Raw genomic sequence first — 16,412 nt, forward strand, 5'->3', positions numbered from 1 at the left:
TTGGAAAGGGGTCCCTCTGCCGCTCACCGGGCTTCTCGGTATGCCTCCGCGCATTCAATCACAGCTGCTTTCGGATGCATTTTGTCGACAAAACCGGAGTAGACTGGATCAGCCGTCCGCGTAATCCGGCAACTACCCTCCCATTCCAGACCTTCAAGCGGGCAACAACCCGGCCTCAGCCAACCGCTCCCGGATATGATCCAGTGCCTCCGGATTGCCCAGGGCATCCCGGTTGTCGGCCTTTTTCGAACCGTTGATTAACCGGGCCACGGCCAATTCCACCTTTTTGCCGCTGCGGGTGTACGGGATATCGTTCACCTGCACGATGTGCCGGGGCACGTGGCGGGGGCTTGCGCCTTCGCGGATGCGGGTCTTGAGCTGCTTGAGCAGGTCGTCGGTGATGGCCTGGCCGTCGGCCGGCACCACCAGCAGCACCACTTCCACGTCGCCGTCGATCTGGCGACCCACTACAAGGCTGTCTTTGACCTCGGCGACGGTTTCCACCTGACGATAGATTTCCGCCGTGCCGATGCGAACGCCGCCCGGGTTCAGGGTGGCGTCAGAGCGGCCGTAGATGATGGCGCCGCCGAGTTCGGTAAACTCGATGAAATCACCGTGGGCCCAGACGCCCGGGAAGGTGTTGAAGTAGGCGTCTCGGTAACGCTCGCCATTCGGGTCTTGCCAGAAGCTGACCGGCATGGAGGGCAGCGGCTGGCGGCACACCAGTTCCCCGCGGCCTTCGCTGACCGGCTGGCCGTCTTCGCCATAGGCGACGGCATCCACGCCCAGGAACCGGCACTGGATTTCGCCGCGGCGCACCGGCAGCAGCGGTGTGGAGCCGACAAAGCAGCCGCAGATGTCGGTGCCGCCGGCGATGGAGCCGAGCAGGGCATTCGGGGCGCCGTCGCTGTAGATCCAGTCATAGTCTTCCGGCAACAGCGGCGAGCCGGTGGAGAACACCACGCGCAGAGCGCTCTGGTCCAACGTTTTCGCTGGCTGCAGTTCCGCCTTGCGACAGCCGGCGATGAAGCGGGCGCTGGTGCCAAAATGGGTGACCTTTTCTTCAGCCACGGTGTCCCAGAGAAAACTCAGGCTGGGATAGCCCGGGGAGCCGTCGACGGTAATAACGGCGGCACCGGTCAGCAGAGCGGAGGCCTGCCAGTTCCACATCATCCAGCCACAGGTGGTGAAATACAGGAAGCGGTCTTCAGGGCCCACGTCGCCGTGCAGCATCAGTTCCTTGGCGTGATTGACCAGCAGGCCGGCGGTGCCATGCACAATGCACTTGGGTTTGCCGGTGGTGCCGGAGGAGTAGAGGATGTACACCGGGTGGTCCGGGTCCACCGGGGTGAATGAGGGGGCCTGGCCGTGGCCGGCTGCCAGGGCGTCGTCCCAGGTGGTGACCAGGTCACCGGGGACCGGTGCGTCATCGGGCAACTGCGCGATACTGACCACGGTCTTCAGGGACGGCAGGCCGGCAATCAGCTCGGCAAAGTCGCTCTGGCGGGCGAAGACCTTGCCGCCATAGCCATAGCCGTTGACCACGATCAGTGCCGAAGGCTCAATCTGGCCAAAGCGGTCGTTGATGGCGCCGATCCCGAAATCCGGCGAGGCGGAACTCCAGATGGCGCCCAGGCTGGTGGCCGCCAGCATGCCGACAAGCGCTTCGTAGCCGTTGGTGACGACACCCGCCACCCGGTCGCCCTTCTGGATGCCCTTGCTGCGCAGGAAGGCCTCGAGGGCCCCGGCATCGGCTTTGAGTTCAGCGTAGGTCTTGCGCAGGACCGGCCGAGTTTCGCAGTAGGCCACCACCGCTTCGCGGTTGGCGTGGTCGCCATCGGCCAGCCGCAGCAGGTTGGCGGCAAAGTTCAGCTTCATGCCGGGAAACCACTCGGCTCCCGGCATTTCCCGCTTGCCCAGCACTTGCCGGGCAGGGGTGTCACAAACCAGGCCACAGTAGTCCCAGACCTTCTGCCAGAAGGTGTCGAGGTCGCTGATCGACCACTGATGCAGGGCGTGGTAGTCGGCAAACGGGCCGTATCCCTGCTGCTCCAGCCAGGCCTTGAAGCGGCCCATGCGGGATTGCGTCAGGGTGGCCTCCGAGGGCGACCAGACCACCGGTGACTGTTGTTGATTACTCATCCGTCTCTCCTGAAGTTTACTGCATATGCCAGCCATGACTGACCACAATGGACTGGCCAGTCAGGGCAGCGGACGGAAACGCCGCCAGGTGAACGGCGAGCTCGGCGACGTCTTCGAGGGTCGTGAATTCCCCGTCCACTGTATTCTTGAGCATGACTTTGCTGATCACTTCCTCTTCGGAAATGCCCAGCTCCCTGGCCTGTTCCGGGATCTGCTTGTCCACCAGGGGCGTGCGCACGAACCCGGGGCAGATGATGTTGCTCCGCACGCCGTGTTCTGCCCCCTCCTTAGCCACCGCCCGGCACAGGCCGAGCATGCCGTGCTTGGCGGCCACGTAGGGCGCCTTCAACGGTGAGGCTTCCAAGGAATGCACCGAGCCCATGTACAACATGGTGCCGCCACCACTTTGATACATGTGCTTGAGAGCGGCCCGGGTGACCAGGAAGGCACCGTCCAGATGCACGCTCATGACCTTGCTCCAGTCGGAGAAGGCAAGCTTGTGCACCGGGTCGATATGCTGGACGCCGGCATTGGCCAGGGCAATGTCCAGACCACCCCACTGTTTAACCACATAGTTTACGTTTACGTCAACTGCTTCTTCGTTGGTGACATCCATTTCCAGGGCCATGGCGGTACCACCCGCCTGCTCGATGGCATCGACTGTGTCCTGCGCCGCGGCCATGGTCAGGTCCGCCACGGCGACCTTGGCGCCCTCCCGACCATAAGCCTCGGCAATGGCACGACCAATGCCACGACCGGCCCCGGTAATCAGGGCAATCCGATTTTCCAGACGCATTGTTGTTCTCCTTAATCGTAAGCCACGCTGGGCAGCCAGGTCGCGATTTCCGGTACCACGAACACGATAGCCAGTGCTGCCAGCTGAATGATGATGAACGGCACCACGCCGCGGTAGATGTCGGTTACCTTGATCTCGGGCGGCGCCACGCCCTTGATGTAGAACAGGGCAAAGCCCACCGGCGGCGTCAGGAAGGAGGTCTGCAGGCACATGGCGAACAGAATGGTGAACCACACAAGATCAAACCCAAGGCTTTGCACAACCGGGGCAACGAGGGGAAGGATGATCAGCGTGATTTCCACCCAGTCGAGGAAGAAGCCCAGCAGGAAAACGGCAAACAGGATGGTGAGCACCACGCCATAGGGACCAAACGGCAGCCCCAGCAGCGCTTCCTCGATGACTCTGTCACCACCCAGGCCCCTCAATACTACCGAGAAGGCCGTCGCGCCCAGGAAAATGGCGAATATGAAAGCCGCCGTGCGGGTTGTCTGTTGCATGGACGCATTCAGGACCTTCAGGTTCAGTCGTCGCGCCATCAGGGCCAACAGCAACGCACCCAGGGCGCCCACGCCTGACGCCTCGGTCGGCGTGGCGATGCCGGCAAAAATGGAACCCAGCACCCCCAGAATCAATGCGGCCGTGGGCACCACAGCCTTGGCCACTTCCCAGACAATGGCCCAGGTGACTTTCTCCGTGCCCTCCGGCACGGGCGCAATATGGGGCTGCAGCATGGGGCGGATGATGGCGTAGGCCACGTACATGGCGCCTAACATCAAGCCGGGGAAGAAAGCCCCCATGAACAGGTCGCCTACCGAGGCCTCGGGAACCGCCAGTCGATCGGCCATCAGTACCAGCATGATTGAGGGAGGAATCAGGATACCGAGGGTTCCCGTGGCACAGGCAGTGCCCACGGCAAACTCCTTGTTGTACTTGCTCTCCATCATGACCGGCAGCGACAGCATGCCCAACAGGACCACCGAGGCACCAATGATGCCAGTGGTAGCCGCCAACAAAACGCCGATCACGATGACGGTCACTGCGTAACCGCCTCGAACTGCGCCAAACAGCTTGACCATGCTGTTCATCAGTCGCTCGGCAACGCCGGACTGATCAAGCATGATGCCCATGAAAATAAACATGGGCAGTGCCACCAGGGTTTCGCTGTTGACCACGTTCCATATCCGCTCGGGGACCAGGCCCATAGAGGATGCATAGTCGAACCACAGATTGGCGCCGAAATTTTCAACAGCGATGACACCCACAACCGTCCAGATGACTGCGGTACCACCCAACACCCATGCGACCGGATAACCGGTCATCAGCAATGCCCCGAAGGTGAGGAACATGCCGATTACGAAAAGGGTTTCAAGCTCCATCAGGACGCGTCCTCTTTCTTGTTATCAGCAGACTTGATCGGAATCGGCCTGGGAAAGCCGAACAGCAGGGCAGTCACTTTCAATAACCGCGACAGGGCGGCGATGATCAGGAGCACGAAAGAGAGGGCCAGAATGCTCTTGAGAATCCAGCGGTGTGGCAGCCCGGCCGGCGCCTGACTGGTTTCACCCTGCTCCCACGAGCTGTAGGCGTAGGGGATCATTTCCTGGACCGCCAGCACGAGAAACGGCAACAGCAGCAACAAGATACCGAGAAGCTCCACCCACGCCTGGCCTTTCAGCGACAGACGCTCATGGAGCACGTCGACCCGCACGTGATCATCGGTCACCAGGGTGTAACCGAGGCCCAGCAGCCAGCCGGCGCCCGCCAGGTGCCACTGCACTTCCTCCAGGGTGACCGACCCCATGCCGAAGGCATAGCGACCGATGACGGCGTAGATGATCACACCGGTCACCACCAGCCAGAGCCAGGATGCACTCTTGCCGATAGCCGAGATAACGCCGTCCAGAAACTGGCTGAAGCGGGTGGTGGGAAACTCCGTGTGATGATGAATGAATTGACCGGCGTCCGACGCCGACGGGTGCACGTCGGGCGGTGAGCCTTTATCAGATACGGCCATACAACAGTTCCTCGCTCAGAAAGCCTGCCGTGAAACAAGGATGGCCCCGCAGGGCCATCCAGACTCGATAGGAAAGCACCGGCGTTGCCCCCGGTGCCTGGGTCAGCCCAGTGCCTTAGAGGTCCGCCGGGACATAAGCGCGGGTATCCCACACCTCGTAGGTGTCCATGAACTCCTGCTGGCTTTCGTAAACACGCTTGAAGTCGGCATCCTTGGCGGCTTCTTCTTCAAGCACTTCCTGGGTAACCTGCTTCAGCTTGAGCAGAACGTCGCGCGGGATCTGGTCAGCCTGAACGCCTTTGTCCTGGAACTCGGCCAGAACCTTGCCGTTCTTGTACTCACCCTCGGCCAGGCCACGGGTTGTGGCAGCCGTACAGGAGGCTTCAACCAGCGCCTTCTGCGCCGCTGTCGCCTTGTTCCACTCATCCTTGTTGATCAGCATGTACTGCGCGGTGAACTGCTGGTGCCAGCCCGGGAACAGGTTGTACTTGACCACCTGGTTGAAGCCCAGGATCTGGTCGATGGCGGGCATGGAGAATTCGGTGGCATCGATGGTGCCTTTTTCCAGGGCCTGGTAGAGCTCACCGCCGGGCATCATGGTGACGGAAGCGCCCAGTTTTTCCAGAACCTTGCCGCCCAGGCCGGCGAAGCGGATCTTCAGGCCCTTGTAGTCTTCCAGGGTTTCGATGGGCTCAGCATACCAGCCTGCTGTTTCCGGCCCGATGATGCCGCACAGCTGGGCGTGAACGTTGAAGCCCTTGTTCGCGTAGGTCTCCTGAAGCATTTCATGGCCGCCACCGAAGTAATACCAGCCGATGTAGGCGGGAGGCTTCATGCCGAAGGGCACGGCGGCAAACAGGGGAATCGCAGGCACCTTGCCCTGGTCATAGCCAATCCAGGTGTAACCGGCCGCCACCTTGCCGTCGGAGACGGACTGGAGAATATCGAAGGGCGGAACCAGCTTGCCCGGCTCGTAAACGCGGACCTGGATGCTGCCGTCAGAGGCGGTGGTGAGGTTGTCGGCAACCCAGGCGGAGGGGGAGCCGAGGCCTGGAAGGTTGGTTGCGAAAGCAACCGGCATCTTCCAGCGCAGATCTTCTGCAAACGCGGAACCCGTAGTGAGTGCGATCGCACCGGCCACTCCGGTGAGAGCCTTGAGAAGTTTCATTGGCAAGTCTCCTAGCATTGTTATTGTAGCTGGCCCGGTGATCTCAGCCCGGGACCTTATTCGAGTATAGCCAGAGAACGCAGGAACAGACGGACATGGTTAGTTTGGGTCCAACGGTTTGGCGCCAGTCTTGTTCTCTGCCTTCTTCTGACGTCCTGCATCCCGGAGACAGCAGGGTCTGTGCCAGATTAGCTTTTTTATTTAAAAACAATGGGTTGAATTCAAGCAGGAGAGGTCAGGCGAGCAGAGGATGTCCGGATTTCCAGACATATATAGACATCAGTCGTAGGCAGTTGTACGGATAACAGGACAAGCGTCCGGGTTTCAGGACAACCTGGAAAGCTTCTCGTAGAGAACGGATCGGGAGATGCCCAGCAGCTTGGCGGCACGGGTTCGGTTACCACGGCTGGCCACCAGCGCCTCTTCAATGGCGTGGGCCTCCGCCTCGGCGAGGGTCTGTGCCAGCGGTCGGACCGGTTGCGGCGCCAGGGATGACGCCGGTCGGTTGCCAGTGCGGGGCAGCACCTTGAAAATGGCGTCGGCATCCAGCAGACCGCCTTCCTCGCCCATGGTCAGGGCACGCTCCAGCACGTTCCGCAGTTCGCGGATATTGCCCGGCCAGTCGTAACTGCCCAGGGCCGAAACCCCGGCATCGGTCATCTCCACCCGCAGTCCCTGATCCTCGCAGATGTCCTCCAATAAGGCTTCACACAGCACGCCCAGATCCGCCAGCCGGTCCCGCAGGGGCGGGATGGGGATCTCAAGCACGTTCAGGCGATAGTAGAGGTCGGAGCGGAACTGGCCCTCGGCGATCATCACCTCCAGATTACGGCTGGTGGCGGCAATCACCCGAACGTCCACCGACACCACCTTATTGGAGCCCAGCGGTTCGATCTCGCCTTCCTGCAGGGCCCGTAGCAGCTTGGCCTGCAGCGGAAGGGGCATATCGCCGACTTCGTCCAGGAACAGGGTGCCGCCGTTGGCGAGCTGGAACTTGCCGTCCCGGGTACGGCGGTCGGCACCGGTGTAGGCACCCGGGGCCACCCCGAAAAACTCCGCCTCCAGCAGATTGTCGGGTATGGCGGCCACGTTGACACCCACGAAGGGTTTGTCGGCACGGCCCGACACTGCATGAATCGCCTGGGCCAGCACTTCCTTGCCAGTGCCGGTTTCGCCCAGCAGGAGTACCGGCATGTCGCGGCCTGCGGCCAGGCGGGCCCGCCGTTTGACTTCCAGCGCCGCCGGGCTGGCGCCGACGAAGTCGCCCAGGCTATAGCGTGTACCCCGCGCCTTCTTCGCCAGCGCCTTGCGAGCCGCCGCCAGATCCTGATGTAAACGGCGATACTTCGACACCAGCGGGGTCAGTGGTTCCAGATCGTCGTACAGCACGAAAGCCACCGCACCGACAATCCGACCCTGGTCGTCGTAATAGGGCAAGCGGGTCACCACCAGCTGCTGCTGGTTGTGTTCCATGATGTCGAGGAGCAGCGGCTTGCCGGTTTCCACCACCTCCGGCATGCGGGTTTGCGGAATCACCTGGCGAACCGGCTGGCCGATAACGGCGGAGGGGTCCCCAAGGCCCAGCAAATGCGAGTAGCTGCTGTTGATCCAGGTAATGCGGGCGCTGCGGTCTACCGCAATGGCACCGGCACTGGCCTCCTCGAACATCGGGAACAGGGCCTCGATCAGGTCCCGGGTCAGGCCACTCTTGTTGTTATCGGAAAACAGCTCTGTCATGTACCGCGTACCAACGGGTCGAATCTCGTTCATGGTAGAAACCCTGGCACCCGGCGGGCCGGGTGCAATCACGGAAGTATATGAGGGCCCCGAAGCCGGGGCAAACAAACTCCGCCCGGCGCACGGCCGGGCGGCTCAACGGTCGGATTACTCCGGTATCCGCAGCTGGTCGTCCACAAAGACAATCCGGTCGCCTTCGGCCGGCTCGGGCGCAATGGCCGGCAGGTTGGCCTCGGTCAGCGGCGTTGCGATCGTGCCCCGGGGCACCGTGCGCACAACCTGACTGGGCGGCAATGGCTGCTTGTCGGTAAGCCTTGCCCAGACCAGATCCAGGGCCTGGAAATAGTAGTGGTGCAAAGGCACGTAGCGGTCGGCAATGCCGGGGAAGCCGTTCAGCACATCAAGGTGATGGGCATTGAGAATCTCGTAGTAACGCAGATTGCTCTTCTTGCCTTCCATGCGCTGGTTCAGCCCGACATAAGGCCGGGACGTGTGATTGATCGGCAGGATGGCATCGGCCCGACCGGTCACAAACACGGTCGGCTTGCCCTGCAGGTCCCCTGTGGCCCTGACCTGCGAGATACCGCCGGCGATGGCGGTCGCCAGTTCGTCCTGCGCGCCTTCCAGCGGCGCGCCGGTTGCCACGTTACGGCCCAGGGCCAGGCTGCGCAGACACAAGAGCGCATCCAGACCGTAATCCGGCTGGTTGCTGCTCGGGGAAGCGCTGGCCGCGAGGTTGGTGGGCTGACCGTCGGCGTTGTCGAAGACAATGCTCACGCCCCCGGTGGGCGGTATGCCGTTGCTGGTGGCAAAGAGCGCGGCCTCGGCGGCAGGCGCCAGCTGGGTTACCGCGCCGGCAGCACCGGTGGCGGCCAGGCTCAGCTCACAGACCCGGTCCTCAACCCCGGCGCGGCCATAGGCATTGGCGTAGGTCATGGAGATACTCTGGGCCACCGCCAGGCCGAAATGCACCGGCGCCAGCAGGTTCTGCTCCGGCTGGATGCCAATCTCCTCATTGAGGATACGCAGGGCGTCGGTGGCCCGGTCATCCCGGGTAGCACCGGTCACCAGTCCCTTATTGGCCAGGGAATTACAGATGTTTTCACCGACCACCGGCGAGTTGAACACAGCGTTCAGGGGTGCGGTATCGCGAACCGCCGGCGCCAGGTTGGCGCAGCCCTGGTAAACCGCCAGTGCCGTGGTGTAATCCAGCAGGCTGCGGCTGTGTTCGGTGATCACCGGCCCACTGCCCTGGCGAATGGTGAAGCTGCGATCCACCTCCGGGTTAACATTCGGCTCCGACACCGCCACCCCGTCGATCAGGCCTTCGGTGTCCAGCTCGGCAGCCCGAACCGAGGAGCCGCCTCCGTTGGAAACACTGGAAGCGATGACCACCGTGTTTTTGGGGTGGATGGTCCGTAGCGTGGCGCCATTACCCAGCTCTTTGCCGAATTTTTCGTTAAGCACGTAGAAACCAAACTCGATGGACTGCAGCACGTGTCGGCCCCAGTCGGCTTCCGGGTTGGCTTTCGAGTGGGCGTGTTTCCAGGCAAAGCGATCGGGCCAGTCCGCATTGAAGGAAGCCCTCTCCTCCTCGCTTAGATCGGCCCGGAACTGCACGGGCCCGGCGGCATCGGTCAGGGTGCCATCGATGCGCTGGGCGGTGTTGGTTGCCAGGTTATGAGCGCCGGTACCGGTGCCCTTGTCGGTGTAGACAACGGCACAGCCCGTCTTCAGGCCCCACTCACCGGCCGTGCCAATGGCCCCGTAGATGCCACGGGAGCCGGACGAGGGGGCAGTGACCATGCACGGCTGTTCAGGATCAAAGCTGTCGGGCACCTGGGCCATGACCGTCACCGGCACCTCGGTGCCCGGAACCGACATGAAGGCAATGTACTCATCGCCGGGAATCAGGCCTTCGCCGCCAACACCCACCTGCGGCCCGAAGAAAGTGCCAAAACCACCGCCCGGGACCGTATCCACCAGCGCGCGGTAGTTGTTGTAGATGGCCAGGCGACGCAGCTCGGCGGGTTCCGGGTTGAGCGGGTCCACGAACGCGGGTGCGGGGGTACTGGCAAGACCGCTGGCACCAAGCCCGGCGGTCAGCAGGTCGTCGGTCACACCATCGTATCGGGTGTGCTGGATATCGCCCCGAACGAACTCGGGGAGGTCGTTGAACGGTTGTTTGCAGGCACTGAGGGTCAAACCGGCAGCGCCAACAAAGGCGCAGAGCAGTATTCGTTTCATGATCGTTCCTTGTTTGTTGTTGTAAACGAACGGGCCAGACCTCAAACAGGCCCGGCCCTATGCCATGCGCATCCTGTGCCAATGCTCTACATCACTGTTTTAGCGGGATTTTCTGAAATTTTCGGCGGCGCAATGGTCGAACAATCCGGAATTCCGGACACCCACAGCCTCACCCGGCTGCCCGCAGCGCCCGCTGGCAGAGCCCGATCACCCGCCATCCGGAATTTCGGACACTGTCAGGAAATCCGGACAACCGTCGCCCGAACCCCTGGTAACAGGGCATCCGGGCGCGCCGAATGGCCGTACAAGGAAGGAACAAAACGGGGATATCCAGAACGAGGAGGTCAATACGGTGATCCGCTTTCCGCCGCCCGCGGGTAAAGCCGTGAGTCTGGGGCTGCTGGTGATAGTGCTGGCCACCACCGGCTGCGCCACTCACCACAACGGGCCCTCGGCGACGGTAGTGCCCGCCGAGCGTCCGTTCCGGGTGGAACCGGGCCTGAGGTATTCGCCGCCGGACTGGCCGGAAGCCCTTTACGCCGATCTCTATCTGCCCGAGGGCCTTGCCGACGATAGCGCCCGGCCGGTGGTGTTGATGGTGCATGGCGGCGGCTGGCGCCGCCGGTCACGGGAAGATATGACGTGGATCGCCGAGGACGTGGCCAGCCATGGCTTCGCGGTGCTGAACATCGACTACCGCTTCGCGCCAACCCACACCTTTCCAGCCCAGCTCCACGACCTGCAGATTGCCCGGCAGTGGCTGAACCGCAACGCCGACCAGTATCAGCTGGACCACGCACAGGTCAGCGGTTTTGGATTCTCCTCCGGCGCCCATCTGGTCGCCCTGCTGGGTGTGGTTGCCAGTTCCGACAGCGAGCTCAACCAGCCCTACGGTGGCCCCGGGACCACCCTGGATGCGGTTGTTGCCGGGGGACTACCCTCCGACCTTCCGGCCTTTGGCTCGGGCAAGCTGATCCGGCAGTTCCTTGGGGGAGAACAGCGGGACATGCCGGAAACCTATCGCAAGGCCTCGCCAATCACCCACGTTACCGACCAGTCACCGCCCTTCTTCCTGTTCCACGGCGCCATGGACGCACTGGTGCCGTTCAGCCAGGCACAGCGTTTCCATGCGGAGCTCCAGCGCCACGGGGTGTACAGCGAGCTGTACGAGATGCACCTGCGCGGCCACATCACCAGCTTCCTCACTGCCGGCAATGCCGTGGACGAAGCCATCGGGTTTCTCAGCCGCCAACAACAGCGGGAACGGCGCGTGGTTAGCCGATCCGCACAAACGGCAGCAGGCTCAACCCCATGATCACCAGGATAGCGAGGCAGGCGGCGAGCGTGCGCACCGGACGCCGGCGCAGCATCGACCAGACACCAACGGACTCGCCTCCGGCCAGCCGCTCTTCGTAGGCCTGGCGCTGACGCTCGAACCGCTGACGCTGATAGTCATCCAGCAGGGCCCGGGCCCGGGCCGCCTCGGCATCATCGTGTACCCAGAAGCCACCCATGCTGATCCCCCAGCGGCTTGGCGGCGTTTCGTAATAGGCTACGTCATGGGCGTCGAACAGGGCCCGGATTTCATCGGCCTCGTCGTCGGGTACGTGACGCAGGTTCATCAGGTGGTGGGGCATGGGCGCTCTTGGTCTGGTATCGGATGCCACTATATCCTAGCATCGAAGACGAATTGACCGAATTCGACACCCGGACCATTGAATGACCGAACGCCCCCTCCGGCTGCTGCTGGACTTTGACCATCAGGCCCAGCGGGACCGATCTCAGCCGCCGGCCTTCCTGCATCGCCGGGACCGGAAATTCGCGCTGCTGTGCCGCGAACGGGGGGTGGTTCCCGATGCCACCCGCTGGCTGTCGCATCTGCAGCGGCTGAGCGGGCGGGAAGCAGCGCCAACCCCCGCCGAACAAACCCTGTCTTCCTGGCGCCGGTTCACCGGCGGTTTCGCCGCGGCCGGCGCCATTACCGGCATCCTCACCATGTCCGGGTTGCTGTTCTATGAGGGCGGCCAACGCATCAATATCACCGTGCTGTTGGCCTTTGTTCTGCTGCATCTGGCACTGGCGCTGGCGACCACGGTGCAGGCCATGGCCGGCTGGCAGCCCTGGCGCCGGCTGCTTAGCCGTGTTGGAAAGACCGCCGGTGTGGGCGCCTTCCGGGAGCTACAACCGCTACTGATGGCCCGGGCCGCACACCTGGGCGGTCTCTGTTTCGCCCTGACCGGGCTGGCGACCCTGCTGACCCTCGTGGTCATACAGGACCTGGCCTTTGGCTGGAGCACCACCCTGGATACCGCCGCCACCGGCTATCACCGGCTGGTTCTGGCCTTTGCAGCCCCGTGGGCCTGGCTCTGGCCGGCGGCGGTGCCCGACCTGGCCCTGGTGGAAGCCACCCGGTTTTTCCGGGCCGGCGAGGGCAATGGCACCCAGCCGGGGCTCTGGGGCCAGTGGTGGCCGTTTGTCACCATGCTCTGGAGCACCTGGGTGGTGTTGCCCCGGTTACTGCTCTGGCTGCTGATGAGTCATCAGCTCCAGCGCCGGGCACGGGGCTTACTGGCCAGCCACCCGGCGATGCACACGCTGCGTTACCGCATGGAAACCGCCACCCTTGAAACCGGCAATGCCCACAACGATGCCCACGACCTGCCGGATACCCGCACCCGCAGTAACCTGTTGCCACTGCCAGACAGTGATGTCCTGCTGTGCTGGGCCGGTGCTGGCGAGCCGGAACTGCCCGACGCCCTCCGTGCCGGCAAGGGCCTGGTGGTGCGGGCCGGCGGTCGGTCAAGCCTGGCCGGGGACGAAGCAGCCCTGCGTGCCATCGAAGGCCAGCTGCAAGGCCATGCCGATGCGGTCATCCTGGTGGTTCGCAGCTGGGAACCACCCACCGGCGAACTGGAGGACCTTCTGGAAAGCGCCCGGCGGATCTGGCCAGACGGCACTTCGGTTGCCCTGGTACCCCTGGCCGCAGACCCCAACCGTGAACCGGCCCTCCATCAGATTCAGCCGTGGTTACGGTTTGCCGAAAAGATCGGTGGCGACTTCCTGCGGGTTTCCCTGCCCCCGATGTCCCAACCGTCACCTTACGCCGGCAAGGATCGGGCGTTATGAGTAAGACACCGGTTTTCGCCGTGGTGGGGCACCCCAACAAGGGCAAATCCAGCGTGGTAGCCACCCTGTCCCAGAACGATGCCATCGCGATCGCCCTGGAGCCAGGCACCACCCGCAGGCGCCAGGCCTACCCCCTGAAAGTCGACGGCCAGATTCTGTACACACTGGTGGACACGCCCGGCTTCCAACGTCCGCGCCGGGTACTGGAGTGGCTTGAGGCCCACAGCGTCTCCGCGTCCGACCATGCCGATACCGTCCGGGCGTTCGTTACCCAGCATCAGGACGACGGCCGATTCACCGACGAATGCGAGCTGCTGACGCCGCTGATTGACGGCGCGGGCATCATTTACGTGGTGGACGGCTCGGTTCCCTACAGTCCCGAACACGAGGCGGAAATGACCATCCTGCGCTGGACCGGTCGGCCGAGCCTGGCGCTGATCAACAGCATCGGCACCGACGATTTCAGCGACAGCTGGCAGGCGGCGCTGGGCCAGTTCTTTCAGGTTGTGCGCCGATTCGATGCCGTTCGCGCCCCGTTCGAGCAACATCTCGGGCTTTTAAGGGCGTTCGGCCAACTGGAACCGGACTGGGAAATGCGCCTGGAGCAGGCGACGCACCATCTTTCCGAACAGCGCAAGCAGCGACGCCACCAGGCTGCCCGCCTGATTGCCGGAGCCCTGGAGGACATGATGTCGTTCCAGGAAAAGCGCACCCTGACCGCCGGCCAGGCCGCCGGAATCAGTGACCAGACCCTGGCCGACCAGCTGCGAGGCCAGTGGTATCGACACCAGCGCAAACGGGAACAGACGCTCCGGCTGGACATCGAGCATTTGTACCAGCACCAGCAAATCCGCCGACAGGAAGCCGAGCTGGAGTGGCACAGCGAACATGATCTGTTTTCCGAGGACAGCCGCAAAACCTGGGCCGTCAGCCGCCGCTACCTGGCCACGGCGGGGTTCGGCGCCGGTGCGGTTGGCGGCGCGGGCCTCGATGCCATCACCTTCGGCTCTTCCCTGGGTACCGGCGCCCTGATTGGCGGGTTGATCGGCGCCGCCGGCAGCTACTTCTACGGCGACCGGCTGGCGCTGCCGGCTCTCAACATCGAGGCACTCCGGGACGGCCTGAAAACCGCCACCTTCGGACCTGTACAGGACACCCAGTTCGGCTATGTTGTATTAGGGCGCGCCGTGGATCACTGGTGGCACATCAGCCAGCGCAACCACGCCGGGCGCGACCTCCTGGAGCTGGAACCGGCCGACCACCACTGGCTGGAGCGCCTGGACCGGACCAGTCGACAGGAGATTCAGAGAGCCCTCGAGAAGGGCCGGAAACAACGACCATTGGACGACCGCCACCGTGAAAAGCTGGTGGCCGCCCTGGAACAGGCCATGGCCGCCTACGACGATTGGCGGTTGAACCGCACCTGAAAGGGATGTTTATACTAAGAGGCTGTTCCATCACAAAATGGGGAATGCGAATGAAAATCGTACGAGTGCAAGACATCATCGGTACCGAACGCGAAGTGCACGGCCCGGGCTGGACCAGCCGCCGCATGCTCCTGAAGAAGGACGGCATGGGCTTTTCCTTCCATGAAACCATCATCCCTGCCGGTGCCGAGCTGAACCTCTGGTACAAACACCACCTCGAGGCGGTGTACTGCGTGGCCGGCAATGGCAAGATCCTGGACAAGGCCACCGGCGAGACCCACGAGATCACCGACGGCACCCTGTATGCACTCGACAAGCACGACCAGCATACGTTGTATGGTGGCACTGAAGACATGCGCCTGATCTGCGCCTTCAACCCGCCGGTGACCGGCCGTGAAGTGCACGACGAGGACGGCGCCTACCTGCCAGACACCAGCGGGGACTGATTGTTCTGAGCGTCGCTGATTCATCAGCCGCACCTGTACCGCCACCGCCAGCCCGTCTGCTGCCGGTGGCGGTACTGCTTTGGCTGGCCGGTGTGTATCTGCGCATCCCGGTATTGGTGGCGCCACCCCTGGCCCCCTTCATCGGTGAGGAGCTGGCCCTCAGCCAGGCCCTGACCGGCGCCCTGACCACACTCCCGATCCTGATGCTGGCCATCGGCGCCATGCCCGGCTCCCTCGCCATTGCCCGCATCGGCCCAAGAAACACCCTGGCCCTGGCCATGGTGATCATGGTGATCGGCTCCGCTGGCCGGGGCCTGGTTCCGGACACGCTCACCCTCATGCTGGCCAGCGCCGTGATGGGCCTGGGCGTGGCCATGATGCAACCGGCACTGCCGGCCCTGCTACCCCGTTGGCTCGAACCTCATCACCTGGCCCTGGGCACGGCCATCTACATGAACGGCATGCTGATGGGGGAATTCATCGGCGCCGGTATGACCCTGCCGGTGCTCATGCCGCTGCTGGACAACAGCTGGCGCGCCACGCTACTGGCCTGGTCGCTGCCGGCCCTGCTGGTGGCCGCCGCCCTCTACCTGCCCAGGCGCGACCTTGAAAAGCCGGCAGGGCCGGGTGCCTGGCTGCCGGACTGGCGCAACCCCCTGACCCTCAGGATTGGCCTGCTCCTTGGCCTGTCGGGTTCCATGTTCTTCGGCCTCAACGCCTACATGGGCAACCTGCTGGAGCAGCAGGGCGAATTCGACAAACTCGCCGATGCCCTGTTCTGGTACAACATCGCCCAGGTGTTCGCCTCGCTGATCATGCTCAAAATGGCCCGCAGCTGGGTGGGACGCCGCTCGGTCATCATCGTGACCGCCAGCCTCAGCATCGCTGGCACCCTGGGCGCTATCACCCTGACCGGCTGGTGGTCCATCGCCAGCGCCACACTGATGAGCCTCACCGCCGGCATCCTGCTCATCCTGCTGGTCGCCCTGCCACCACTGGTGGCGAGAAAGGGAGAGACCGGCCGCCTGTCTGCCGGCACCTTCCTGGTGGGTTACACCCTGGCCTTCTCAGTGCCCATGCTCGGCGGCCTCATTGCCGACGCAACCGGCGACGCCCGCCACGCCATCCTTGCCATCATCGCCTACAGCGCCCTGGTCCTCCCCCTGGCCTTCACCCTGGACCTGAAACGAAAAAAGGACCAGCCCGAAAGCTGATCCTTTTCTGAATGTCACGTGCCCCACGCGGACTACCCGAATCAGGCCAGAACGGCCGTGGGGCGGGGAGTCTTTTCCGCCGGGAAAAAGATGTC

Annotated in this window: 13 protein-coding genes; 5 read left to right on the forward strand and 8 right to left on the reverse strand. The window is 63.3% G+C overall.

What is annotated here, in order from left to right; all coding sequences use genetic code 11:
• Positions 1–153: 153 nt before the first annotated feature.
• The 7 genes from ACFC20_RS02590 to ACFC20_RS02620 all read right to left on the reverse strand — a co-directional run bounded on the left by ACFC20_RS02590 (position 154) and on the right by ACFC20_RS02620 (position 10,104).
• Positions 154–2,142 (reverse strand): acetoacetate--CoA ligase, encoded by a 1,989-nt coding sequence (locus ACFC20_RS02590; protein ID WP_375191625.1) that lies wholly within the window; start codon positions 2,140–2,142, stop codon positions 154–156.
• A 16-nt stretch (positions 2,143–2,158) separates the two neighbouring features.
• Complete coding sequence (locus ACFC20_RS02595; protein ID WP_375191626.1) at positions 2,159–2,938, reverse strand: 3-hydroxybutyrate dehydrogenase; 780 nt, start codon at positions 2,936–2,938, stop codon at positions 2,159–2,161.
• Between the two features lie 11 nt (positions 2,939–2,949).
• Positions 2,950–4,314, reverse strand: coding sequence for a TRAP transporter large permease subunit (locus ACFC20_RS02600; protein ID WP_375191627.1), 1,365 nt, complete (start codon positions 4,312–4,314; stop codon positions 2,950–2,952).
• On the reverse strand, positions 4,314–4,952 hold the full coding sequence (locus ACFC20_RS02605) for a TRAP transporter small permease subunit (protein ID WP_375191628.1): 639 nt from the start codon (positions 4,950–4,952) through the stop codon (positions 4,314–4,316). The genes ACFC20_RS02600 and ACFC20_RS02605 overlap by 1 nt, the downstream gene beginning before the upstream one ends.
• 115 nt (positions 4,953–5,067) lie before the next feature.
• Positions 5,068–6,120, reverse strand: a complete 1,053-nt coding sequence (locus ACFC20_RS02610) for a TRAP transporter substrate-binding protein (RefSeq protein ID WP_375191629.1) — start codon at positions 6,118–6,120, stop codon at positions 5,068–5,070.
• A 324-nt stretch (positions 6,121–6,444) separates the two neighbouring features.
• Entirely contained in the window at positions 6,445–7,857 is a 1,413-nt protein-coding gene (locus tag ACFC20_RS02615; protein WP_375191638.1) for a sigma-54 interaction domain-containing protein, read from the reverse strand.
• Between the two features lie 147 nt (positions 7,858–8,004).
• Positions 8,005–10,104 carry a 3-hydroxybutyrate oligomer hydrolase family protein gene (locus ACFC20_RS02620; protein WP_375191630.1) on the reverse strand — a complete coding sequence of 700 codons (2,100 nt, stop codon included), beginning with the start codon at positions 10,102–10,104 and terminating at the stop codon, positions 8,005–8,007.
• 352 nt (positions 10,105–10,456) lie between these two features.
• Here ACFC20_RS02620 and ACFC20_RS02625 point away from each other — a divergent pair, with 352 nt between their 5' ends.
• A complete protein-coding gene (locus tag ACFC20_RS02625) occupies positions 10,457–11,419 on the forward strand; it encodes an alpha/beta hydrolase fold domain-containing protein (protein WP_375183305.1) in 963 nt (320 codons plus the stop codon).
• Here ACFC20_RS02625 and ACFC20_RS02630 read toward each other — a convergent pair.
• The gene (locus ACFC20_RS02630; RefSeq protein ID WP_375183306.1) at positions 11,379–11,741 is read right to left on the reverse strand and encodes a DUF6164 family protein; all 363 of its coding nucleotides are present in this window, start codon (positions 11,739–11,741) and stop codon (positions 11,379–11,381) included. The two genes, ACFC20_RS02625 and ACFC20_RS02630, sit on opposite strands and share 41 nt — an antisense overlap.
• Positions 11,742–11,823: 82 nt before the next feature.
• Between ACFC20_RS02630 and ACFC20_RS02635 the strand changes: the two genes are divergently transcribed.
• The 4 genes from ACFC20_RS02635 (at position 11,824) to ACFC20_RS02650 (ending at position 16,317) form a co-directional block, all read left to right on the forward strand.
• Positions 11,824–13,230, forward strand: coding sequence for a DUF2868 domain-containing protein (locus ACFC20_RS02635; protein WP_375183307.1), 1,407 nt, complete (start codon positions 11,824–11,826; stop codon positions 13,228–13,230).
• The gene (locus tag ACFC20_RS02640; RefSeq protein WP_375191631.1) at positions 13,227–14,657 is read left to right on the forward strand and encodes a GTPase/DUF3482 domain-containing protein; all 1,431 of its coding nucleotides are present in this window, start codon (positions 13,227–13,229) and stop codon (positions 14,655–14,657) included. Before ACFC20_RS02635 ends, ACFC20_RS02640 begins: the two co-directional genes overlap by 4 nt.
• Positions 14,658–14,707: 50 nt before the next feature.
• Complete coding sequence (locus tag ACFC20_RS02645) at positions 14,708–15,103, forward strand: ectoine synthase (RefSeq protein ID WP_091989434.1); 396 nt, start codon at positions 14,708–14,710, stop codon at positions 15,101–15,103.
• Between the two features lie 65 nt (positions 15,104–15,168).
• Positions 15,169–16,317, forward strand: a complete 1,149-nt coding sequence (locus ACFC20_RS02650) for a CynX/NimT family MFS transporter (protein WP_375191632.1) — start codon at positions 15,169–15,171, stop codon at positions 16,315–16,317.
• Positions 16,318–16,412 lie beyond the last annotated feature (95 nt).

Source organism: Marinobacter sp. (assembly GCF_041984545.1).
Classification (GTDB): Bacteria; Pseudomonadota; Gammaproteobacteria; order Pseudomonadales; family Oleiphilaceae; genus Marinobacter.

What these genes read in the sequence shown, in the direction of transcription:
- ACFC20_RS02640 (WP_375191631.1), top strand. Translation starts at nt 13,227, where the DNA reads ATGAGTAAGACACCGGTTTTCGCCGTGGTGGGGCACCCCAACAAGGGC.
- ACFC20_RS02605 (WP_375191628.1), bottom strand. Translation starts at nt 4,952, where the DNA reads ATGGCCGTATCTGATAAAGGCTCACCGCCCGACGTGCACCCGTCGGCG.
- ACFC20_RS02590 (WP_375191625.1), bottom strand. Translation starts at nt 2,142, where the DNA reads ATGAGTAATCAACAACAGTCACCGGTGGTCTGGTCGCCCTCGGAGGCC.
- ACFC20_RS02615 (WP_375191638.1), bottom strand. Translation starts at nt 7,857, where the DNA reads ATGACAGAGCTGTTTTCCGATAACAACAAGAGTGGCCTGACCCGGGAC.
- ACFC20_RS02645 (WP_091989434.1), top strand. Translation starts at nt 14,708, where the DNA reads ATGAAAATCGTACGAGTGCAAGACATCATCGGTACCGAACGCGAAGTG.
- ACFC20_RS02620 (WP_375191630.1), bottom strand. Translation starts at nt 10,104, where the DNA reads ATGAAACGAATACTGCTCTGCGCCTTTGTTGGCGCTGCCGGTTTGACC.
- ACFC20_RS02610 (WP_375191629.1), bottom strand. Translation starts at nt 6,120, where the DNA reads ATGAAACTTCTCAAGGCTCTCACCGGAGTGGCCGGTGCGATCGCACTC.
- ACFC20_RS02635 (WP_375183307.1), top strand. Translation starts at nt 11,824, where the DNA reads ATGACCGAACGCCCCCTCCGGCTGCTGCTGGACTTTGACCATCAGGCC.
- ACFC20_RS02595 (WP_375191626.1), bottom strand. Translation starts at nt 2,938, where the DNA reads ATGCGTCTGGAAAATCGGATTGCCCTGATTACCGGGGCCGGTCGTGGC.
- ACFC20_RS02600 (WP_375191627.1), bottom strand. Translation starts at nt 4,314, where the DNA reads ATGGAGCTTGAAACCCTTTTCGTAATCGGCATGTTCCTCACCTTCGGG.
- ACFC20_RS02630 (WP_375183306.1), bottom strand. Translation starts at nt 11,741, where the DNA reads ATGCCCCACCACCTGATGAACCTGCGTCACGTACCCGACGACGAGGCC.